The following is a 20,754-nucleotide window of genomic DNA, read 5'->3' as shown; positions in this document are numbered from 1 at the left end:
TGGAGATCGGCAAAAAAGTTCATTTCAGCCGATATAGGTAAGGGAATCCTCTTCCTTCCCTTTCTCGGCCTCCTGGTACTTTGCCAGGATCCGTTCCATCTCGGCAGCGTGCTCCTCTAGGCGGGTGGCGTCGATCTCAATGTTCAGTAGGCGGCAGAGAACGTCAAGCACCACCCCCGCACTCTTCGGATCGACGACATAACCGGGTGTCTCTCCCATCAGGCAGATGCCGTCAATTCCGCGCTGTGCCGCAAGCCCGAGGAGCAGTCCCGAGGCACCGACGATTCCGCCCGGTTCGTCGCCGGTCATTACCCCTCCTGCCTCCCGAATCTCATCGATCAGGTTATCAGTATTCGCCGCCCCGAGCACGCGGGGTTCCTCGATAATCTGGCCGACACCATAGCCCCCGAGTGTATAGACCCGTTTTACACCGAGCTCTTCGGCCACATCGAGATAGGCGTCGCAGAGGAGATAGTGCCCTTCGTTTGAGGTGCTCTGGAAATCGCCGATCAGAAAGGCGATCGAGCGTTCCGGTCCCTTCCAGAGGTAGATGCCGTTGTCCGGGAGGCGGACAACTCCTCCTGGTTCGATGAGCACCTGTGGGGGGAAGAATATCGAGGTGATCCCGACCACCTGTTCTGCCTTCAGCTCCTGGATCATATGCTCGACGACAAGTTTGCCGACCTGACCGATGCCAGGCAGACCTTCGATCAGGATGTCGGCATGTAACTCATCATCGGTGAAAAATTCAATCTCTATGTCATCCATCGTTTCGCCTCTCTCCTGTACCTGCCATATCGATCCTCGGGGGAAAACCGCGCCGGATGGGCACTGTGGGTCGGTGCACCGCAGATCGGACAGCGGGAAAAAAGGGTGTAGCGTCTGTCGCGGCTGCAGTAGCGAATCCGGCCGCTCATGCGTTTTTGGCCTTCTGTTTCCGGACAAACCGGCCGGAATCGCCCGCCCGCTCCATAACGCCGATCGCCGCCTTTGACGCCTTCTCAATGGCCCGTTCAGCGCGCTTATAGTCCGGTGCCGTTACCTTGATCCGGTAATTCGGGGCGCCAAGGTAGGTCAATTCAATCTCGACATCGTCGATCTTTGGCTGTGCACTCCTCAGAGCGCGGCGGATGATGTTCACCCCATCGGGCTGTGTTGAGGTGAGAATAAGGCTGCCGGTGATCGTCACCTTCGGGATCTTGACATTCTCGGATGCGACGGTCTTCAGGGCATCGTTCACCTTCTTTGAAAAACTGAACCGCTTCAGCGCTGCATCGCCGCTGGTGACGATCTCCTCAAATGCCGGATAAAGGAGCCCAAAATTGGAATAAAAGGCCTCTTTTATCTCTTGTGAACTGGCACCCGTGCCCTCGGCAACAAATCCGATCCACTTCTCGGCCTTCTGTTCACTCTTCCACTCATGGATCTTTTCACGGCGCTGGTGGTCGTTGACGTCCTTCAGCGAGAGATCGATATGCCCGCGGTTCTCATCGACAGAGAGCACCTTGCAGACGATCTTCTGCCCTTCTCGGACAAAATCTCGGATGTATTTGATCCAGCCGGTGGCGATCTCGGAGATGTGGATGAGCCCTTTCTTGTTCTCGTATTCGTCCAGACGCACAAATGCCACGAAGTCTTTGACGTCCTCCACCGTACAGACGACGAGTTCGCCTTCCTCCGGCCATTCATTTATTTCGTGCATCTGACTATCTCACTGGAGTTCTGCCTTGATCTCGGCCTTGATCTGGGCCTTTCCACCCGTCGGTTCGGCAAGCACATGTCCACAGACTGCACAGTCAACGACCGTACACGCCTTCTCAAAGATCACCTGTTCGTTCTCGCAGTCCGGGCACTTCACCCTGTAAAAACTGCTCCTATTCTCACGGTGCTGACGTACCATCTTCTCTCACTCCACAATTTCAAACTTGCCTGCTCTCCAGCCCGCGCGCAGGTGTGCCTTGCCGCACTTGGTGCAGCGGTACCTGATGTTGACCCGCTTGGTCGGCTTGTCACCGCCGGGCACCTTGGAGAACTTGCCCATGTTGCCCACTTTGCCTCTCCGTGCCTTCTGCCGGTCGATCCAGTGGAGGTGGTTGACCCGCCCCTTTTTCACCTTCTCAACCTCGTGCGTTTCGTGCGTTCTGCAGTACGGGCAGTAGGCCCTGAATTTTGCTGGCATCTTCATGAAATAAGCCCCTCACGATGAATTTTATGCCCGGTGCGGGCCTGAGCGGCAGTGCCGGAAGAGGAATCATCATCCATGGACCGGGAATATCCGGCCATATTTGCCGTATTTTTCCCGGCCCAGCCCTCCGGCACCTATCTCCCGAATACCTGTATTATTTGATAAGCCTTATATTTAAGGCTATGTTGCGCTCACAGAGCACGCCGGCGTTCTCCTTTGGGAGGGTGACGAGGTCGCCGGCCTCCAGAGCATAGGTGCGCCCGTCCAGACCCATGAACGCTGGCAGCGCCTCGTTCACAAGAACGATCGATATGGCGCCTCCTTCGGCAGGGGGCGCCCGGGAGGGGATCTCGCTGTCAGGAATGCTTTTTGAGAATGCTTCGTCGATGAGTGCTGCAATCTCGTCCTCTCCGCCGTCCTCCTCCGCCGGTTCGCATGGTTCCTCTTCGCAGACCGGAACAGGGTGCGCTGCCGGGGGGGGGACCGCCCGTTCCAGGAGGACACCGTCGACGAGCGCCTGTCGGCAGTCCCCGATCTCCCGGCAGACGGCCTCGAACATCCCGTGCTCCTGGGCGTTCATCTGTTTCAACTCTTCCCGGTCGATGTATCCGCCTTCGATCTGCGCCTCGGCGAGACGGAGGATCTTCTTCAGGCGGAGTTTGACGATGGTGGCCAGCGTCTCCCTGATGCTGTGGTAGCGGTCCTGCAGGACGGCGCCCTCCTCGGAGAAGGGATCGGCGATCCCCTGGATCTCACCTTCGATCTCTTCGAGGGCTCTCCGTGCGCTGGAGAAGAGGTCCGGTGGAATGTCGGAGAGTTTCCCGCTCTCCCGTTCGTTCCAGACAATGATCCGGAGATCGTCAAGGTCCATTCAGGCACCACCCCCGATCTCCCCGATCCCGCGGCAGCAGAGGTAGACCGCGAGCGCCTCGGGGACGGTGTTCGCCCCTTTTTTCAGGTCATAAGTATTCCCGAGCATCGGCACCGTCAGATTGAAGGCGGCATCGACCTTTATGGTTCGGTCGCCGAAGACCACCGCATCGATGAGGGGATCAAAGGCTGAAAATTCCTTCAGGGGTATTTCAACGACCCGAAGGCCGCTGCCGCCGTGGAGGGAGGTTGGCATCCGGATCAACCGTTTTATGTCGGTGGATACCGGTTCGTCAACCGCCGCCCCCTTCGCCTTCAGGAGGGTGAAAACCTCCCCCCCGTCATGGGAGAGAAGGGCACGCATGGCCGGCGAGGCCAGGACTGCCTGTGGCACCTCTCCCCTCCTGAAGTCTGTGTCAGCAGCCATGAGTGCGGAGAGGAACCTGTCGGCATAGGTTTTTCCAACACCCTCCAGGGAGCAGAGTTTTTTCCGCGCCGCTGCCTCGCCCCCCTCCATGAGGGATGCGGCGTACTCCTCCATCGCCGAAACAAACCGTTTCTGCCATCCGCCACCATGTCCGGCCGAGAGCAGATACTGGGGTTCGATCCCGGTTCCGCAGACATAGTCAACGACCTCTCGCCGTTCACCGCTCCCCCATGCCAGCACCCGGTTGTCCCTCACATGGACGTGGTAGCCCCGCCCCCCGGAGAAGACCAGCGTGATCGTCCGCCGCGAAAAACCGAGTTCCTCAGTCAGCATCGAGAGGAGCTTCTCCGTTTCATCCTTTGCCCGCGCCAGCATCAGGTCGTAGGTGATCCCCTTCAGGTCGGTGAAGAGATGGTCGGCGTCGATATCAAAGATCAGATCGGCACCGCTCCATCCCTTCTCGCCCATCGTGGCGGCACCTGGATTGGTGTAATGCGCCGTGGAATAGTAGGCATGCGCCGGCACCATCGATCTGACATAACTCAGGCATTCCTCCCTGTCGGTGAACCCGAGGTGCCTGCGCATCCTGACCGCCGGATGTGCATCAAAGAAGATGAACCCCCATTCGCGCTGCTGCAGCGCCGGCGGGACGGCAAGATGTCCCTGATGATAATAGGAACCGAAGCGCTGCCTGACGAATTCGAGGGTTGCGGGTTTCATGATATCCTCTTCACCATGTATGGGCCTTCACGGCAATAGCCCTGCCCCCGGTAATAGGGGCGGACCCCGATACCGCTATTGACCGCCATCCGGGTATAGCCCGCCGCGGCCGCCGTCTCCTCGGCACGGGTGAGAAGAAGGGATCCATAACGCCGGTGCTGATATTCGCCGCCGCTTCCCTGTTTCCCGAGACGCACCATCATCCCATAGACATGGAGTTCCCTGAGGAGTGCAGCATCCTCCAGTTCGGGCCTGATCACCTCTGAAGGGAAACGGAGGCGTGCAAAACCGATGAGTGCATCGCCGGCGGCCGCCTGGATGAAGTGCTCCTCACCATTGCATGCCCGATAGACCAGATCCTGCAGTGCAGGTGCGGCACCGGCGGTGCGCCGTCCCGCCTCCCGGCACCTGATGCACCGGCACATCCCGCCCCCTGCCTGCAGGCGTTCCTGTGCCAGCTGGCGGAAATTCGAATGACGGGAACCGGCCACGATGAGGCGGGCCGGAATGTCGCGCTGCACCCGCTGAAGGCGGACATATTCAGGCAGGAGGGACTTTGCATATGCGATCAACCCGATCAGGTCGTCCTCGTTATAGGGTGCATAGTCACCGCGCCGCCAGAGATCCTCGATCGCCGAACCCGGAGTGACAAGCGTTGGATAGATCTTCAAAAAGTCCGGCCTGAAGCGCTCGTCGGCAAAGATAGTCGAAAACATCTCCTGATCTGCCTCGAGGGTGCTCGAGGGAAGGTTCGGCATGACATGGAAGCCCACCTTGATCCCGGTGTCCCGCAGGATCCGGTTGGCCTCGACGGCATCCTCCACCGTGCAGCCGCGTCGGTTAAATGCAAGAATGCCGTCGTCCGTATGCTGGACGCCGAGTTCGACCTTTGTCACCCCGAGATCAAGCATGTCCATGACATGCTCACGCCGGCACCAGTCCGGGCGCGTCTCGAATGTGGTGGCGATGCAACGGACCGCCGCCGTTTCGTTCCGGTGAAACACCTCGTCTTTCTCTGGAAGAGGGCTGCATCCACCTGTTCCGTATTCGTTCATCGCATGGATGCAGGAGGTGACGAACCACTCCCTGTACTCCCGGGTGCGTGCGGTGATCGTCCCGCCCATCACGATCAGCTCCGCCTTGTCCACATGATGACCGAGGGCCTCCAGCTGGGTGAGGCGGGCCTGCACCATGCGGCAGGGATCATACTCGTTCTGGGTGCCTCGCAGTGCGGCGGGTTCCTGTCCGGTGTAACTCTGCGGAGACCCGAACGGGTGTTCCGGGCCGCCGGGACAGGGGAGACAGATACCGTGCGGGCATGGTGCCGGTGAGGTCATGACCGCAATCGGGGCCACCCCGGAGAGAGTGCGTGTCGGTTTCACGAGCAAAACCGATCTGAGTGCCTCCGCCTCTTCGGGTGTGGCCGCTGCAAGAATCGCCGAATTTTTCGGGAGGGTGGAGGCCCCGTATTTCCGGCAGACGTCGATCTTGATACGCTGGAGATCCGCAGGGCTGCACGATTGAGAAGAGATGCGGGAGATGATCTCCCTGTAGAGATCAGTTTCGTCCATACCGTGTTAATGTTCTTGCACTATACCCTCATTATGGGTGGCTTTGTGCGTAAATTCCACCTGCCGGGCGTGGGGCGCCGTCCGTATCTGGTGGATCAGATCTTCGCCGAGCGCAAGAATCGCTTTTTTGTGTGAGATTTTGTTTTTGTGGATGTGGGCGGGGGAAACACCAAGACCATCATAATCGGGGGTAAAAATTTCGTCTCCTGTCGACGTTTCATAATACTTCTTAATATGCATAAGAAGCATATGCAAGTGGAGCAATTCTTCCTTCTGCACGCAATCACCTAACTTCAAAAAATACATTTTTTCTTGGGTAAATATACCTTATTGGTGATCTTTATATTGCACTTCACGCGCGTTGCCGGCGTTCTCCTTGGACTTGCTGTTGGAGACGCGCTTGGTGCGCCCCTCGAAGGCCTTCCCTCTCCTGACAAAACCGTAACCAGAATGCAGAGCGGAGGAATTCACGCCACCAGAAGGGGGGAATATACCGACGACACCCTGCAGGCACTGGGGCTTGCACGTTCTCTCATTGTATGCAGGGGCTTTTCGCCGGAAGACTTCATTTCACGCCTGATTTCCAGCTATGAACAGGAGCCCCGCTACTATGGCCCCACCTCCAGGACGGTGTTTTCTCTTGTCAGGGAGGGAATACGGCCGGAAGATGCCGCAAAAATCGCTCATATCCAGAACAGGGGAAGCCGAACGAATGGCAGCGTGATGCGTGCCCCTCCGGTGGGAGTGTTCTATTCGCCAGCGACGGTGCGGGAGGTGAGTCTCGCCTGTTCGGCCCTCACCCACCACGATCCGGTGGCCGGTGAGTGCTCGGCCTTTGTCAACCAGATGATCTCTGAACTCTGCCGGGGCGCCTCAAAGATGGGGGCCTTCTGCGATGCACTCGACCGCTGTCAGAACGCCGAGGTCGCCGAACGTCTCGGAAATTTCCATATCTGGCCTCTTGAACCCTCGCTGGATGCCGTTCTCTCCACCCATTGTGCTCTTGCCGTCTTTATGGGTTCAGACAGTCTTGAAAAGACGCTTGTGAGGGCAGTAAACCTGGGGGGGGATGCCGACACGGTGGGTGCGATCGCCGGAGCGCTTGCCGGGGCACTCTACGGTTTTCCATCGATCCCCCACCGCTGGCTGGTTGACTTCAGGCATACCGGAGAGATCCTCTCGATCTCCCGGCGTCTCTGGGCGGTGGCAGAGCACGCCTGATCAGACCGGTCGGAGTTCGACGAGTTTGAGGTTTCTCCCCTTTTCACAGATGTCCGGCGCGTTCCCCAGGATCTTGGCGACCGAATATTTGTCGCCGTCAATGATGCCGTCCGGGTGGCAGAGGGCATAACTCCGGCAGTCGGTACGGGTGCAGGGGGACTCGTAGTGGATCCGTGAGTTCAGTATCGCCCGATCGGCCGGAATCAGGGTGACGACCGATGCCTCGATCACCTCGATGGCGCAGATGCCGTCCCGGTGGACTGCGCACTCCTGTTCGGTGTTCTTTCTGATGCCGACAACCTTGTATTTCCTGCCGGGCTGAAGGTTGTGGCAGACCTTCAGGAGCTTGCAGTTCCTGCACGCCGCCACCTCTCCTTCGTATACAAACTCAAGCCCCTTCTCTGCGAGGCACCTGCCGATGAGGGTCACTCTCGGTTTTGCATCTGCCATGTATCACTCCTCGTAGAGCATCCTGATGATCTTTTCGGCACTCTGCCGCGAGAGCCCCATGTCCAGAATCGTAAACCGTTCCGGGCGGATGGTGCGTGCAGAGAGGAGCGCCTCCACCGCCTGCTCGTCCTCAATGCCAAGACCTGCCGGGGTCGTCGGGGCGCCAATCCTTCGCAACGAGTCCCTGAGACCTCGCCAGTCGCCGCCATGCAGATACATCGTGACAATCGAACCGACTCCGCACTGCTCTCCGTGGAGGGAGCGGCCTGGCGCGATCCGGTCAAGGGCATGGGAGAACTTGTGTTCGCCTCCGCTTGCCGGTCTTGACGATCCTGCGATGCTCATTGCCACACCGGACGACACCAGCGCCTTCATCACCATCCATGCGCTCTCCTCGGTGTGTGCACTGATGTCCCCTGCATTCTTGACAATGATCTCTGCGGTCATCCGGGAGAGGGCGATCGCATATTCCGAGATCGGTTCGCCCCGCATGCGGTGGGCAAGCTCCCAGTCAAGGATGGCGGTGTAGTTCGAGATGATGTCGGCGCAGCCCGATGCGAGCAGGCGACGGGGTGCGGCGGCGATGATGCCGGTATCGGCGACGACGGCGATGGGAGGGTGGGCCTCCATGGAGGTGCTCCCCCCCGCTGTCGGCACCGTCGCCCTCGCCGAGGCAACGCCGTCATGTGCTGCGGCTGTCGGCACCGAGATGAACTGCCGGTCCAGGTTGTATGAGACGATCTTTGCGATATCGATCACGCGCCCCCCTCCGATGCCGAGGATGAAATCCGCGTCTTCCGCAGCGTTTTCGGTGCGTGCAATCTCATCCGGGGAGATTGCGGTGGCGATATGGCACCTGACATCACAGGTCTCATTCAGGAGTTCGGCGATACGTTCTCCGGCTATGGACATGGTGTGCTCACCGGTGATCAGAAAGGCCCGGGTGCCGAGGTGGAGGTCCCGGCAGACCGAGGGGATCTCATCGATCACCTCATGCCCGATAAGAACATCCCGGGGGAACTGCATCCACCGCGACTTGTCGAAAACCTTCTCTCTGAGTACTTTAATACCCTCTCCGCCCATTGAGATCAGAGATGATTAGGGATTTCCTCTACAAATATTACATTGATCCGATCCTGTATGGTCAGCCGTACACGATCGTTGACACCCTCACCTATGCCCTGATCCTGATCCTTTCGGTCTGGCTCGTCTATCGCGGTCTGGTTCGGTTCGGTATCACCGTGGACCGCCGTTTTGTCCTCTCGACGATCCCCTTTGTGGTCCTCGGGGGCCTTCTCCGTGTGGTCGAGGATACCGGCATGATCACCTCGGACCTCCGCATCCTCCTTATCACCCCCCTGATCTTCTTTGCGGTGTTTTTCATCACTATTGCGGCCCTCTTTATCTCTCGCCTCCTCCAGATGGGGGGGTTCGTCGATGATTATGCACGCCCCTATGGTGGGATTGGCATTCTCCTCTCGATCGCCGCATTCATCGTTCTGATGGTGTGGGGTGCGGCGAATACCCGTATCGATCCCGTGGTGCTCGTCGCCATCCCGGCAATGGGCGCCATCACCACCGGGGCGGTCTGGGCCTTTCTCAGGTACGTCCTCCGCTGGGAGTATGTGGCCGACCCCCTCTATATCCTCCTGATTGCCGGTCATATGCTCGATGCCTCGGCAACCTCATTTGGCATTGACCTCCACCCCCTGCAGTACGTGGAGCAGCATGTCGTCGGTTCGGCGCTGATAGAATGGACAGGGACGGCGTTTGCGATGTTCCCCCTGAAACTGGCGGTGATCATCCCGGCGATATATATCCTTGAGATCTATCGGAGGGAAGGGAACACCGCCTTCTGGCATCTGGTGGTGCTCGCAATGATTGTTGTCGGGATGGCCCCGGGCGTGCGGGACATGATGCGGATGGTGATCTATGTCTAGGCAGGAGTTCGCAATCTATCTCGCCGTCGCTGTTGTTGTATTTCTTCTCGGAATCGGTGCGGGGTATGCGGTGATGGCCTCGGGCGACCCTGCGGCCGAGCAACTGATCGAGATGGTGAAGGAGGGGGTGTTTGCCGGTATCCTCGACGATACGCCGGCAATGATCGCCCTGAAGATCTTTCTGAACAACCTCCAGGCCTGCCTGGTTCTCTTTCTCGGAGGGGCGACCTTTGGTATTCTGACCCTCTTCATTCTCATATCAAACGGGGTGGTCATCGGGGTGTTTGCCGGCGAGATTCTCGATCGGGTGGGTCTGTCCGGTCTTGCACTCGGGCTGATTCCGCATGGGATATTTGAACTCCCTGCCCTTTTCATATCTGCCGCTCTGGGCCTCTCCCTTGCTCGTTCCCTGCTTGCAGAACTATCAGGGATGGGGGATGCCGCCGCCGATGCCGCCCGTATGGGAGGGCTCTTTCTCCGTATTGTCGTCCCTCTTCTGGCGCTGGCGGCTGTTATAGAGGCTTTTATTACGCCCGCACTCCTACAGATAGTAGTTTAGAGGTAGCCTATGGAAGACGAGAGCGGTTCACTTCCCCCTATATCTGATTTTTCGGCCTGGTACAACGACGTGCTCTGGCGCGCTGAGATAATGGACGTCAGATATCCGGTCAAAGGGCTTTATGTCTGGTATCCCTTTGGTTTCGGATTGAGACGGCATACTTATGCCATTCTCCGCAATTTGCTCGACGTTTCGGGGCATGAAGAGACGCTTTTTCCCCTGCTCATCCCGAAGACCGAGTTTATGAAGGAGGCGGAACACATCAAGGGCTTTGAAGAGGAGGTCTACTGGGTCACCCACGGAGGTCTCTCTGAACTCGATGTTCCGCTTGCCCTCCGCCCCACGAGCGAGACCGCCATGTACCCGATGTTCGCCCTCTGGGTCCGCTCCCATGCCGACCTCCCGCTCAGGGTCTATCAGATCGTCAATACCTTCCGTTATGAGACCAAACACACCCGACCGCTCATCCGTCTCCGGGAGATCACCTCCTTCAAGGAGGCCCATACCGTCCACGCTACCTGGGACGAGGCGGCGGCGCAGGTGGAAGAGGCGATCGGTCTCTATACGCAGTTCTATGACGATCTCTGCATTCCGGTGCTCATATCCCGCCGACCGGACTGGGACAAGTTCCCTGGCGCCGATTATACAATGGCCGTTGACGCCCTGATGCCTGATGGTCGGACCCTCCAGGTCGGGACGGTCCATCACCTCGGTGACCATTTCTCGCTGACCTTCGACATCGCCTACGAGGACGCCGCAGGGGAGCGGCAGCTCGCCTACCAGACCTGCTATGGCATCTCGGAACGGTGCATCGCCGCCGTGATCGGGATCCATGGTGATGACCGCGGTCTTGTGCTGCCGCCGAAGGTCGCCCCGGTGCAGGTCGTCATCATCCCGATCATCATGAAAAAGATGGCTGAAGAGGTGCGAGCGGCCGCTGAATCGCTGAAACAGGAACTCGAAGGTCTCGGTCTCCGCACACGGATCGACGACCGTGACCTCCGTCCGGGTGCAAAATACTACCACTGGGAGATGCGGGGTGTGCCGCTCCGCATCGAGGTGGGGCCACGCGACCTTACGGCGGGTACGGTGGTTGCGGCCACCCGTGACGGAGAGAAGATGAGCCTGGATCGCACCCGTGTTTCAGATGAGGTGCCGGCGATCCTGGATGCGTTTGGCGTTCGACTGAGAGAGCGGGCAGAGACGAGGCTTGCTGAACGTATTGTCCCGGCATCTGATCTCGCCGCGGCATCGGCGGCGATTGAAACCGGCGTCGCTGTCGTCCACTGGTGCGGTGATGAACAGTGTGCAGAAGCACTTGAAAAAGAGACGAATGGAAGTGTGCTCGGGACAGGGGTGCGGAGCACCCACATCGGGGGAGGCGAGGGGAACTGCATCGTCTGCGGTCGCCCAGGCAGCACCCTGACGGTGATCGCCCGGACCTACTGAGAACAGGCCGGACAGCGGAATGAGACGGTGTAACCCGTCCCGCCCGCATCCCCGGAAAATACTTTTTTGCCGCCCCTGAAGAACACCTTCCTGCAGCAGCCGCACTGCTTGGGCAGTATGCGCTCAAGGCGCCCGAACGGAACTTCGATCTCAAAGGCGGTCTTCTGCGCCCCGCCGTCTCCGTCATCGAATCGTGAGATCACATCCATGATCTGGAGCGGGTTCGCCCCGAGTTCGTCGAGTTTTTTGAATAGGAAATAGTGGCAGATCAACCATGCGAGGTCGGTGCGTTCGATGCCGTCATCGACCTCCATACAGCCTTCTTCGGGCTCTTCGAGTGTGCTTCCGCAGAGCGGACAGCGCCCTCCGATCAGCTCCTCATAGTAGACTTCTTCATTGCAGTAGGGGCAGGTGGTGTGATGCGCACGTGTGCGTGATGTCATAGTTACTCCATGATAAAGATGGATGCGGCGATGACGGTGGTCCAGCGCCCATCTTCGTCGACGATGGCACTGTCAGTGATATTAAGGGTTTTTCTGGGTGTTTTATCGGTGATGCTCTGATACATCCGGTAGGCGAGTTCTTCTGCGTACCTGCCCGCCTTCTCTTTTCCATCACCGAAGGCGTGATGTTCGGCGAAATATCCCCATTCTTTCTCCATATTTTCGGGGATTGCCACCCCTATCGAAGCGGATATCCTCCTGTGCGGTTCGTTTGATGATATTCGGGACATTACGGTGAACACGATGCTGCCCGGATCGAGGTCGGCGATTCCTTCGTCCCTCTGGATGATCCGGCACTTTGGGGGGAGGATTGAACTGACCGTTACCAGGTTGTAACACTCGATCTTTGCCGCCCGGAGTGCCATTTCAAAGGACCCGAGGTATTCAGAATCCCGACCGACGCCGCAGGTAAAAAACACCTTTTTTGGAACAAATACTCTGGTCAACCCCTCTCTCACCTTTGAAATGAATTGCTGTTTTATTTGTGTCCCCCCTACTTAAAAGTATATATCCTTGCAGATATACGGGGGTATTTCAAAAAAACAGGCAATATTGTGGCTTTTTTATGGTGTTTCTCTGGGAAGAGAGATACCCTGTTGCAATGAGGCAGGGAACCGGTCGATAGGGGGTGGAGCGTGTCATCTGCGGTCAGTGGCATGTGGGCCGTCACGTCAGGAATGGAGGGGGTGAACCCCCTGCATGACCCCCTGCCGTGCCGGGTATTGTGTGAATACTGTCTATCCCCGCTCTACACCTTCACTCCAGATATTTTTCAGGCTCCTTTTCAAAGGCGGCCTTGCACCCGGGGGCACAGAAATAATAGGTTTTTCCCTTATACTCGGTGGTGTGACGTGCTTTTTCTGGATCCACTTTCATTTTGCAGACCGGATCGATCTCCATTTCCTTCCTCTCCTCCGCCCTCCCTTTTTTTGCTTCAGGTATATAGCCCTTCAGGAGCAGGGAGAGGGAGACCACCGTGACCGAGGACGCGGCCATGGCAAGACCGGCAAGCTCCGGCCTGAAGGTGATCCCGAATGCCGGATAGAGCACTCCTGCCGCCACCGGTATGAGGGCGGTGTTGTATGCAAATGCCCAGAACAGATTGAGTTTCACCCGCCCAATGGTCTTCCTGGCAAGCTGGATCGCCGCCGGGACATCGGTGAGGTCGTCTCTGACCAGCACAACGCCTCCGCTCTCGATGGCGACATCGGTACCGCCGCCGATGGCGATCCCGAGATCTGCCTGTGCAAGCGCCGGTGCATCGTTGATGCCGTCACCGACGAAAGCGACTTTCTGACCGCGGTTCTGCAGACCCGCCACCTCTGCGGCCTTGGCGTCCGGCAGTACGCCGGCGTGCACCGTTTCGATCCCGATCATTCCGGCGATCGCCCCGGCGGTGGTGGCGTTGTCGCCGGTGACCATCATCACCGAAAGCCCCATCTCCCTGAGGGCGGACACCGCCGCCATCGCCGTGGGTTTCACGGTGTCGGCGACGGCGACGATGCCGCCGACCGTGCCGCCGACAGAGAGAATTGCCACAGTCCTGCCCTCACCTTCAAGCCGGGTGACCGCTGTTTCGGCATTGGTGGGGAGTTCGATGCCACTGTCTGCCAGGAGGGCGCGGTTGCCAAGAGCGATCAGGTCGCCCCTGATCGTTGCCAGCACCCCTTTACCCCGCACCGTCTCGAACGCCGTCGTCTCCGGGATTTCCACGCCTTTCTCCTCTGCCCGGGCCACGATGGCGCGGGCGACCGGATGGGAGGAGTTCTGTTCTGCCGCTGCAGCAAGAGCGAGCACACTGGTGTCGTCGAGGGTGATGCCGACGATATCGGTGACGGCGGGTTCACCCGCCGTCAGGGTGCCGGTCTTGTCGAATGCGACGGTATCGATTTTTTCAGCGGCCTCGAGTGCCTCTCCGCTTTTAATCAGGATCCCGAGTTCTGCTCCGCGCCCGACGCCGACAGTAATCGCCGTCGGGGTGGCGAGGCCGAGTGCGCAGGGGCAGGCGACGACCAGCACCGAGATCAGGGTGGAGAGGGCGAAGAGGAGCGGTGCACCGGCAATGCCGTACCAGAAGAGAAAGGCGGCGGCAGCGATGGTGAGCACGGCAGGTATGAAATAGGTCACTGCTGTATCGGCGATCCGCTGGACGGGCGGTTTTGTCGCCTGCGCATCCTCAACGAGGCGGATGATCCGGGCGAGCACCGTATCCTTTCCGACCCGCGTCGCCTCCACTTCCAGTGCCCCATCGCCGAGAATCGTCCCGCCGACGACAGCATCGCCGGGCTCCTTTCCGACCGGCACGGGTTCGCCGGTGATCATCGACTCATCGACATAACTCTCGCCCCTGCGCACCGTTCCGTCGACCGGCACCTGCTCACCCGCCCGGATACGGACGATGTCGCCGGGCAGGACGTCGTCGACAGAGCGCTCTTCCTCCGTTCCGTTGACGATCACGGTTGCGGTCTTGGGGCGGAGACGGATGAGGGCCGTGATCGCCTCTCCGGTCCGTCCTTTTGCCCGTGCTTCCAGATATCGGCCGAGGGTGAGGAACGTGGCCAGCATCACCGCTGTCTCGTAGAAGAGAAAATCTCGAGTGAGCAGAACCCCGAAGGTGCCGAGGAGCGAGGCCCCGAAGGCGACGCCGATGCCCATCGAGTACATCACGTCCATGTTCAGGGTCCGGTTTCTGAGGGCCATGACGGCCGCACGGAAGATCGGCCATGAGAGGTAGGCAAAGACGGGGGCGGCGATGATGAGCATCAGATATGCCATGTCAATCGGGAGCGGCGGGGCCGTCCACATCAGTCCCATCAGCACCGCCGATGTGACGGCGCCGATGATGATGCGCCGCATCTTGTCCCGGAGATCTGCCTCCCTCACCTGCCGTTCGAGGTCGCCGGTATCCTCGCCCTCCATGCCGAGGTAGCGATAGCCGGCCCCCTCGATCGCCGCCGCCATCTCGGCAATGGTGACGCTTTCGGGATTGTAGGTGACATAGGCGCGTTCGGCGCCGAGATTGACGGTGGCGGCGACAACACCGGGGAGGGCCTTCAGTGCCGCCTCGACGGTGGCCACGCAGGTGGCGCACATCATCCCCCCCACCTTCAGGGAGGCGCGTGCGGTGATCACCCCGTAACCCGCACCGGCGACAACACGCTCGATCTCTGCAGCAGAGACCACCGAGGGATCATATTCCACGCTCGCCTGTTCGGCGCCGAGGTTGACATTCGCTTCATGAACGCCTTCAACATTTTTCAGCGCCTTTTCGATCGACACGGCGCAGGTGGCACAGTGCATCCCCGAGATCTTGAGCGTCTCCTTTCTGGCCTTCCCTCCATTACCCTCGCCGTTCATGGGAGGGCATCGGCGTCCAACCATATGAACGCTCGCACATCTCTGTCGCGAACATGGGAGGCGAGGCGGTGCGCAACCCGGAGGGGCTCGGGGATCCTGAAGCCGGTAGATGTGTGAAGGGTGATGCTGACGGCGTTCTGGAGGGAGATGCGATGGCCGATAGAGACGTACACCGGACGGACGCCGGCGACCGTCCGCAGGGCACACCCGATCACCGATCCGTCTGCGGTCACCGGGGTCGTCTCCCCCCATCCCATGCCGGGGGGATCACATCTGCCGGTGAGCAGGTGTCTGGCCACGCCGATGGACGGAATGCCGGTGATGACACCGACATGGGAGGCGATCCCGCATCGCCGGGGATGGGCGATGCCGTGGCCATCGATCATCAGGAGGTCAGGGGCCCGTTCCAGTCTCCCGAGTGCGGCCAGCAGTGCCGGTGCTTCCCTGAAGGCGAAATAGCCGGGAATGTATGGGAATGAGGCCTTTCGGCCGACGGTTGCCGCCCCGATGACCCGCAATGACGGAACAGCAAGGAGGACGGCGGCACCGAAGACCTGAGATCCATCCAGGGAGTAGGCGGCGTCGAGTCCGGCAAGAACGGAGGGGTCCGGGTTGCCTCTGGTGACGACATGCCGGGCAATATCATGCTGCAGACGGACGGCGTTCTGCAGGATCTCTGCCCCTTCCATGCATCTCCTTCCGGGATTGATGGGGAAATCTCTATCCCTTCATCCAGATAAGCGGGGGTATGGCAGAGCGGGAGGGGTATGAACGCGCCTATTTTGCCGCCGGATGTTTCTGGGGCGTGGAGGCGGTGTTCAGAAAGGTGAAGGGTGTTGTGGATACGGCAGTCGGCTATATGGGAGGCACGACGGAGAATCCGACCTACGGTGAGGTGTGCACCGGCAGGACCGGGCATGCGGAGACGGTGGAAGTGATCTATGATCCGGTCGTGGTCTCCTACCGTGTTCTCCTTGATCTCTTCTGGGAGATCCATGACCCCACGACAGCGGACAGGCAGGGCCCTGACATCGGCAGCCAGTACCGTTCGGTCATTTTTTATACGACGCCTGAGCAGGAGGCGGCGGCACGGGCGTCGATACAGGAGGCGGGTCGTTCAGGACGATGGCGGCGCCAGATTGTGACCGAAATCGTCCCTGCCGGGATTTTCTATCGGGCTGAAGAGTACCATCAACGGTATTTTGAAAAACAGTGGGTATATGGCCGCATGATCAGGTGAGGAGGTGTTCGGTGAGCACCCTGAGCCCGATCAGGACGAGTATGATGCCGCCGATTACCTCGGCATGCTCGCCATATCTCCTGCCAAAGGCGGTTCCGAACCTGAATCCGCCCAGGGAAAAGATGGCGGTGACGATGCCGATGACCATTGACGGGAGGAGGATCGACGATCCCAGCACCGCAAAGGAGAGTCCGACGGCAAAGGCATCGATGGAGGTGGCAATGGCGAGGGTCAGCAGCACCGTTGCACTCCCGAACCGGATCTCCTCACCGTCCTCGCCTGCCAGACCGTTGATGAACATTCTCCCGCCGATAAAGGCGAGGAGCAGAAAGGCGATCCAGTGGTCAACAGCGGATATATAGGCGTAGAGGGCTGATCCTGCATACCCGCCGGCGATTGTCATGCCGCTCTGGAAAAGACCGAAAAGGACGGCAAGGGTGGCGGCGGTCCGTCGGCGTCCTTCCCTGACCGTCACCCCGGCGGCGACCGAGACGGCCGTGGCGTCCATTGCGAGAGCGATCGAGATCACGATCAGGGTAGGGATGTCCATGTGTCCTGTATAGTTGGATATGCATCCTGATGAAACGGACCGTCGGCAACCATATCTTTTATCTGGGAACATGGTGATTCCGGTCTATGCCAGAGGAGGGGGCTGGTGCCCGACTGATCGCCGAGGGGGACGCCCTGCAGCGGGAGGGCAACATCGGTGGTGCCCTGAAAAAATACAATGACGCGCTGGAGCTGGATCCCGGTTCCCTGGATGCGCTCTACCGGAAAGGACTGATCCTTTCTGGAACTGGCCGATATGAGGAGGCGGTCCTGTGCTTTGACAGCATTCTGGGAGAGGAACCCGACTATCCTGAGGTCTGGTTCCAGCGCGCTGTCGCCTTCTTCACCGACAGGCGTTATCCTGAGGCGGCGGAGAGTGCCCGCCGGGCCATCAGGCTAGACCCTGCCTATACCCAGGCATGGTACCTGCTCGGGCGTGCACTGAAATCGGAGGAGCGTTATGAGGATGCCCGGGAGGCCTACGAACGTGCAATCGTGCTGGACCCGGAGAATCCTGCCGTCTGCTATATGCTCGGCGTGGTCTATGATATCCTCGAACGCCATGAGGAGGCGGTCGCCGCCTTCCGGCGGACGATCGATCTCGATCCGGAGGATCTCGACGCCCGCAAAAGTCTTGCCTACACGCTCTACACCATGGGGCGCTACCGGGAGGCGGTCGAGATCTGCGATGAGGCGCTTGCCATCTGCCCGGAGCACACCAGGATCCTGTTCATCAGGGGTCTTGCGGTTCGGGGGATGGAGGGGGAGACGACGGTCCCGACGGCCTGACAGTCATTGAGGGGGCAAAAAATCCGCTGAACGAGCCATAGCGCTGGAGATATTCGATGATCAGACCGGTATATTCTGAGCGTGTGGTCATGGCCTGCAGGATCCCCTCCCCCTCCGAACCGGTGAGGGGGAGGGAGAAGGGGATGCCGTCCTCCTCCATCTCCGCCACCAGTTCGCGGATGCCATCGGCCAGAAACCCGATGTGGTGCACCCCTGCTCCAAAACGTGACAGAAACGGTTCAGTTATCCCTTTTTCCGGTATGAAAGGTCTGGTTCCAGAGACGACGTTGATAGCGAATCCGGTTCCCGGGAGCATGAGGACGCTGTTGACCGACCTGAAGGGCACAACATATTCGGATCCCGTAAAAACGGCTCCTGTCAGCCGGATCAGTTCGAGAACCGCATCAGGGCGCTGCTCTGCCCGCACCCTGATGGTGATGTGATCGGGCGGGCCGATGCGGGCGTGGAAGGGGCGACTGAGAGAGGGGCGCTGTCCGTCTGCTGAGGATCCAGCATCCGCCGCTGTGAAGTGGACGGCGATACCGGTGAGGTCGGATGGTCCTGTCAGGATGGCAGTGCCGTCCGGGGTGATTATTGCCGGGACTGGTGAGTCCCTGCAGTGGCGGACGGCATCATCGATATCATCGACCCTGAAGGCGATGGCTTCAAGTGCCGTCTTCCGGCGCTCACCGGTGGTGATGCGGATGGAGGGGTAATCGTCCCGGCAGAGCACGGATGGTCCATCGGATGCCGACTGCCGGTAGCCGGTGAGAAGACAGAGTTCCCGGACCACGGGTTCGCGCACTCTCCCGTCCACCCGGATAACGAAATCACCCGGTCGTCCGACCTTCATCGGAGTGGAGATCCCTTCTGCCCGTTTTATGATGGCCTCGTCCTGTCGTCTCAGTTCATCTGCGTCCATCACTCACCGATTTCGATCAACTCGTATGCGGCCTCCCCGAGTCCGATCTCCTCGCCATACCGGATCTGAACCATGCCGTCGGTGCAGGGGGCGACACCCCTGAACTTGTCCTCTCCGGGTTCATGCCCGCAGAGGAGGCGGCTGCCCCGGATCCCCCTCTGTGCATTGACGAGATCAACACTTGCGGCATCGATCGCCACCGGATCGGTGGATGCGAGAATGCCGATGTCGGGGACGATTGCGCTGTCGCTCCAGGGGCAGCAGTCGCAGTCCGGGGTGATATTCATCAGCACGTTGATATAACCGATCCGTCCCTCCTTGCCCCTGACGGCACCCAGGGCGTATTCGGTCATCATCTCCATGAAGGGGACGACCCCTCCCTCCCAGTCAAAGTCGATCGCACCGGTGGGGCAGACAGTCATGCACTCCCCGCATCCGATGCACCGGGATGGCGTGAGGTGGACCTCGCCTTCCTCCTCGACCAGGGCGCCGTTCGGGCAGGCGCGCGTGCATGCGGCGCAGCCGATGCAGATGTCGCCGTCGATCGCCGGGAGAAGCCCCTGGTGCTGGTCCTTTTTGCCTGCCGCCGGGGCGCACCCCATCGCCAGGTTCTTGATCGCACCCCCGAATCCTGCCATGCCGTGCCCCTTTACATGGGAGAGCACGATCATGCTCCCGGCGTCCAGAATGTCGCCGGCGATCTTCACTTCTCCAAAGTGCTTCTTCCCGATGCCGACCGTGCGCCAGTTCTGCGATGTGATCCCGTCTGCAATCACCACCGGGGCGCCCGCAACCTCGGGGACGAATCCGTGGCGTGCGGCGACGGTGAGGTGGTCCACGCCGTTGTGCCGCATACCGGAGTAGAGGGTGTTGGTATCGGTGAGGAAGGGTCTGCCCCCGGCGGCACGCACCTGTTCTGTCACTTCACGAACCCAGACCGGACTGATATAGGTGTCGTTGCCCCATTCTCCGAAGTGAATTTTAATTGCAGTCAGGTCGCCGTCCCCGATACATTCCGATAGGTCTGCAGCGTCGAAGAGATCGCCGATCTTCTGGAGCATATTTTTTCGCCCGCTCCCGATGGCGGCCCGCACAAAGTATACTCTGGCTGTCATGGATCTGATCTCTCTCATGCAGGACCGCAGAAAAACCTGGTGGTGAACGGGCCCTTCTGGCACTCTCCGTCGGTCCATGCCCGCCGGCGGTATCCTGAAAATGAGAGGGTGGAGGTCCGCTGGATCCGACCCTGTTCAGTCACCCTCCTCTCCTGCAACCCACCGGTACAGGAACGCCGCCGCCACCGCACCGGCGATCGGGCCGATGATATAGATCGGGAAATGCGCCCAGAGGTTTGCCCCGCCAAGCAGCATGTCCCCCAGGTACGGCCCGAAGGTGCGGGCCGGGTTGAGCGAGGACCCGGCGATGTTTCCGGTCGTGACGATGATCCCCGCCACCGTCAGCCCGATGATCAGACCGGCGAAGCCGGGGGGCGCCTGTCGGTCCACGGCAATCCCCATGATCGTGAGCATCAGCAGGAAGGTGCCGATCGCCTCGGCCAGAACCGCCTGCCCGAAGGTGATCCCTGGAAACGGAGCGGTGGCGCCGAGACCGCCAACCAGCACAGCATCCATCCCGGCGCAGTAGGCAAAGGCGAGGCTTGCGATCGCCGCTCCGGCGAGCTGCGCCACGATGTAGGGCACCACCTCGCGAGCCGGAAACTTTCCGATCGACCAGAGGGCGATCGTGACGGCGGGATTGATATGGGCGCCTGATATCCGCCCGAGGGCATAGATCACCGCTGCGATGGCGATTCCGAAGGCAAGCCCGATCGCAAGCCAGTCGCCAAGACCGCCGAGTGCGCCGATCCCGATGTTGAACTCGTTGGGTGGTTCTGCACCGCTGGCGATCATCAGGGTGATCGCCGCCGCACCCGGCCCGAAGAAGACCAGGATGAAGGTCCCGATCAGTTCGGCGATGCTTCTCTGTCCAAGTGACGCCATGG

26 protein-coding genes are annotated in these 20,754 nt (G+C 59.8%); 6 read left to right on the top strand and 20 right to left on the bottom strand.

Features of this window, described 5'->3' with window-relative positions:
• Positions 1-24: 24 nt before the first annotated feature.
• The 9 genes from CUJ86_RS06285 to CUJ86_RS06245 form a co-directional block, all read right to left on the bottom strand.
• Entirely contained in the window at positions 25-768 is a 744-nt protein-coding gene (locus CUJ86_RS06285) for a proteasome assembly chaperone family protein (RefSeq protein ID WP_130646703.1), read from the bottom strand.
• Positions 756-917 (bottom strand): RNA-protein complex protein Nop10, encoded by a 162-nt coding sequence (locus CUJ86_RS06280; RefSeq protein WP_130646702.1) that lies wholly within the window; start codon positions 915-917, stop codon positions 756-758. The genes CUJ86_RS06285 and CUJ86_RS06280 overlap by 13 nt, the downstream gene beginning before the upstream one ends.
• Positions 914-1,702 carry a translation initiation factor IF-2 subunit alpha gene (locus CUJ86_RS06275; RefSeq protein ID WP_130646701.1) on the bottom strand — a complete coding sequence of 263 codons (789 nt, stop codon included), beginning with the start codon at positions 1,700-1,702 and terminating at the stop codon, positions 914-916. The genes CUJ86_RS06280 and CUJ86_RS06275 overlap by 4 nt, the downstream gene beginning before the upstream one ends.
• A 9-nt stretch (positions 1,703-1,711) precedes the next feature.
• Entirely contained in the window at positions 1,712-1,900 is a 189-nt protein-coding gene (locus tag CUJ86_RS06270; RefSeq protein WP_130646700.1) for a 30S ribosomal protein S27e, read from the bottom strand.
• A 6-nt stretch (positions 1,901-1,906) separates the two neighbouring features.
• A complete protein-coding gene (locus CUJ86_RS06265; protein ID WP_130646699.1) occupies positions 1,907-2,185 on the bottom strand; it encodes a 50S ribosomal protein L44e in 279 nt (92 codons plus the stop codon).
• Between the two features lie 154 nt (positions 2,186-2,339).
• Positions 2,340-3,056 carry a DNA replication complex GINS family protein gene (locus CUJ86_RS06260; RefSeq protein ID WP_130646698.1) on the bottom strand — a complete coding sequence of 239 codons (717 nt, stop codon included), beginning with the start codon at positions 3,054-3,056 and terminating at the stop codon, positions 2,340-2,342.
• Complete coding sequence (locus CUJ86_RS06255; protein WP_130646697.1) at positions 3,057-4,202, bottom strand: DNA primase small subunit domain-containing protein; 1,146 nt, start codon at positions 4,200-4,202, stop codon at positions 3,057-3,059.
• Positions 4,199-5,773: a tRNA uridine(34) 5-carboxymethylaminomethyl modification radical SAM/GNAT enzyme Elp3 gene (locus CUJ86_RS06250; RefSeq protein ID WP_130646696.1), complete on the bottom strand. Its 1,575-nt coding sequence runs from the start codon at positions 5,771-5,773 to the stop codon at positions 4,199-4,201. The genes CUJ86_RS06255 and CUJ86_RS06250 overlap by 4 nt, the downstream gene beginning before the upstream one ends.
• 6 nt (positions 5,774-5,779) lie before the next feature.
• The gene (locus CUJ86_RS06245) at positions 5,780-6,052 is read right to left on the bottom strand and encodes a UPF0058 family protein (protein WP_328590952.1); all 273 of its coding nucleotides are present in this window, start codon (positions 6,050-6,052) and stop codon (positions 5,780-5,782) included.
• A gap of 66 nt (positions 6,053-6,118) precedes the next feature.
• Between CUJ86_RS06245 and CUJ86_RS06240 the strand changes: the two genes are divergently transcribed.
• Positions 6,119-6,994, top strand: coding sequence for an ADP-ribosylglycohydrolase family protein (locus tag CUJ86_RS06240; protein ID WP_235855595.1), 876 nt, complete (start codon positions 6,119-6,121; stop codon positions 6,992-6,994).
• On the opposite strand, the gene CUJ86_RS06235 is transcribed toward CUJ86_RS06240, so the two are convergent.
• Positions 6,995-7,444 carry a UPF0179 family protein gene (locus CUJ86_RS06235; RefSeq protein WP_130646693.1) on the bottom strand — a complete coding sequence of 150 codons (450 nt, stop codon included), beginning with the start codon at positions 7,442-7,444 and terminating at the stop codon, positions 6,995-6,997. It lies immediately after the preceding gene.
• A gap of 3 nt (positions 7,445-7,447) precedes the next feature.
• The gene (locus CUJ86_RS06230; RefSeq protein WP_130646692.1) at positions 7,448-8,527 is read right to left on the bottom strand and encodes an NAD(P)-dependent glycerol-1-phosphate dehydrogenase; all 1,080 of its coding nucleotides are present in this window, start codon (positions 8,525-8,527) and stop codon (positions 7,448-7,450) included.
• 11 nt (positions 8,528-8,538) lie between these two features.
• Between CUJ86_RS06230 and CUJ86_RS06225 the strand changes: the two genes are divergently transcribed.
• The 3 genes from CUJ86_RS06225 to proS are packed head-to-tail and all read left to right on the top strand — an operon-like array spanning position 8,539 to position 11,392.
• Positions 8,539-9,384, top strand: a complete 846-nt coding sequence (locus CUJ86_RS06225; RefSeq protein ID WP_130646691.1) for a DUF63 family protein — start codon at positions 8,539-8,541, stop codon at positions 9,382-9,384.
• Positions 9,377-9,943, top strand: a complete 567-nt coding sequence (locus CUJ86_RS06220) for a stage II sporulation protein M (RefSeq protein WP_130646690.1) — start codon at positions 9,377-9,379, stop codon at positions 9,941-9,943. Before CUJ86_RS06225 ends, CUJ86_RS06220 begins: the two co-directional genes overlap by 8 nt.
• Positions 9,944-9,952: 9 nt before the next feature.
• Complete coding sequence (gene proS / locus CUJ86_RS06215; RefSeq protein WP_130646689.1) at positions 9,953-11,392, top strand: proline--tRNA ligase; 1,440 nt, start codon at positions 9,953-9,955, stop codon at positions 11,390-11,392.
• Here the strand turns inward: proS and CUJ86_RS06210 are convergent.
• The 4 genes from CUJ86_RS06210 to CUJ86_RS06195 all read right to left on the bottom strand — a co-directional run bounded on the left by CUJ86_RS06210 (position 11,386) and on the right by CUJ86_RS06195 (position 15,941).
• The gene (locus tag CUJ86_RS06210) at positions 11,386-11,835 is read right to left on the bottom strand and encodes a hypothetical protein (RefSeq protein WP_130646688.1); all 450 of its coding nucleotides are present in this window, start codon (positions 11,833-11,835) and stop codon (positions 11,386-11,388) included. The two genes, proS and CUJ86_RS06210, sit on opposite strands and share 7 nt — an antisense overlap.
• 2 nt (positions 11,836-11,837) lie before the next feature.
• Positions 11,838-12,341, bottom strand: coding sequence for a pyruvoyl-dependent arginine decarboxylase (locus CUJ86_RS06205; RefSeq protein WP_235855594.1), 504 nt, complete (start codon positions 12,339-12,341; stop codon positions 11,838-11,840).
• A 310-nt stretch (positions 12,342-12,651) separates the two neighbouring features.
• Positions 12,652-15,252 (bottom strand): heavy metal translocating P-type ATPase, encoded by a 2,601-nt coding sequence (locus CUJ86_RS06200; protein ID WP_130646686.1) that lies wholly within the window; start codon positions 15,250-15,252, stop codon positions 12,652-12,654.
• A complete protein-coding gene (locus CUJ86_RS06195) occupies positions 15,249-15,941 on the bottom strand; it encodes an endonuclease V (protein WP_130646685.1) in 693 nt (230 codons plus the stop codon). Before CUJ86_RS06195 ends, CUJ86_RS06200 begins: the two co-directional genes overlap by 4 nt.
• 59 nt (positions 15,942-16,000) lie before the next feature.
• On the opposite strand from CUJ86_RS06195, the gene msrA reads away from it, so the two are divergent.
• Positions 16,001-16,492, top strand: coding sequence for a peptide-methionine (S)-S-oxide reductase MsrA (gene msrA / locus CUJ86_RS06190; RefSeq protein WP_130646684.1), 492 nt, complete (start codon positions 16,001-16,003; stop codon positions 16,490-16,492).
• Here msrA and CUJ86_RS06185 read toward each other — a convergent pair.
• Entirely contained in the window at positions 16,485-17,042 is a 558-nt protein-coding gene (locus CUJ86_RS06185) for a manganese efflux pump MntP (protein WP_130646683.1), read from the bottom strand. The two genes, msrA and CUJ86_RS06185, sit on opposite strands and share 8 nt — an antisense overlap.
• An 86-nt stretch (positions 17,043-17,128) precedes the next feature.
• Here CUJ86_RS06185 and CUJ86_RS06180 point away from each other — a divergent pair, with 86 nt between their 5' ends.
• Positions 17,129-17,830, top strand: coding sequence for a tetratricopeptide repeat protein (locus tag CUJ86_RS06180; protein ID WP_130646682.1), 702 nt, complete (start codon positions 17,129-17,131; stop codon positions 17,828-17,830).
• Here the strand turns inward: CUJ86_RS06180 and CUJ86_RS06175 are convergent.
• From CUJ86_RS06175 to CUJ86_RS06165, 4 genes are read right to left on the bottom strand one after another with little or no spacing between them, the layout of a single operon-like run.
• On the bottom strand, positions 17,775-18,752 hold the full coding sequence (locus CUJ86_RS06175) for a hypothetical protein (protein WP_130646681.1): 978 nt from the start codon (positions 18,750-18,752) through the stop codon (positions 17,775-17,777). The genes CUJ86_RS06180 and CUJ86_RS06175 overlap by 56 nt on opposite strands.
• A complete protein-coding gene (locus tag CUJ86_RS06170; protein ID WP_130646680.1) occupies positions 18,752-19,867 on the bottom strand; it encodes a DUF362 domain-containing protein in 1,116 nt (371 codons plus the stop codon). Before CUJ86_RS06170 ends, CUJ86_RS06175 begins: the two co-directional genes overlap by 1 nt.
• A gap of 14 nt (positions 19,868-19,881) precedes the next feature.
• The gene (locus CUJ86_RS12260; RefSeq protein WP_268878237.1) at positions 19,882-20,010 is read right to left on the bottom strand and encodes a hypothetical protein; all 129 of its coding nucleotides are present in this window, start codon (positions 20,008-20,010) and stop codon (positions 19,882-19,884) included.
• Positions 20,003-20,752, bottom strand: coding sequence for an MIP/aquaporin family protein (locus CUJ86_RS06165; RefSeq protein ID WP_130646679.1), 750 nt, complete (start codon positions 20,750-20,752; stop codon positions 20,003-20,005). The genes CUJ86_RS12260 and CUJ86_RS06165 overlap by 8 nt, the downstream gene beginning before the upstream one ends.
• Between the last annotated feature and the right edge of the window lie 2 nt (positions 20,753-20,754).

Origin of the sequence: Methanofollis fontis (assembly GCF_004297185.1) — an archaeon.
In the GTDB taxonomy this organism is placed as follows: Archaea; Halobacteriota; Methanomicrobia; order Methanomicrobiales; family Methanofollaceae; genus Methanofollis; species Methanofollis fontis.
Note: the sequence above shows the minus strand (reverse complement) of the source record. Positions and strands in the feature narration are given on the sequence as shown.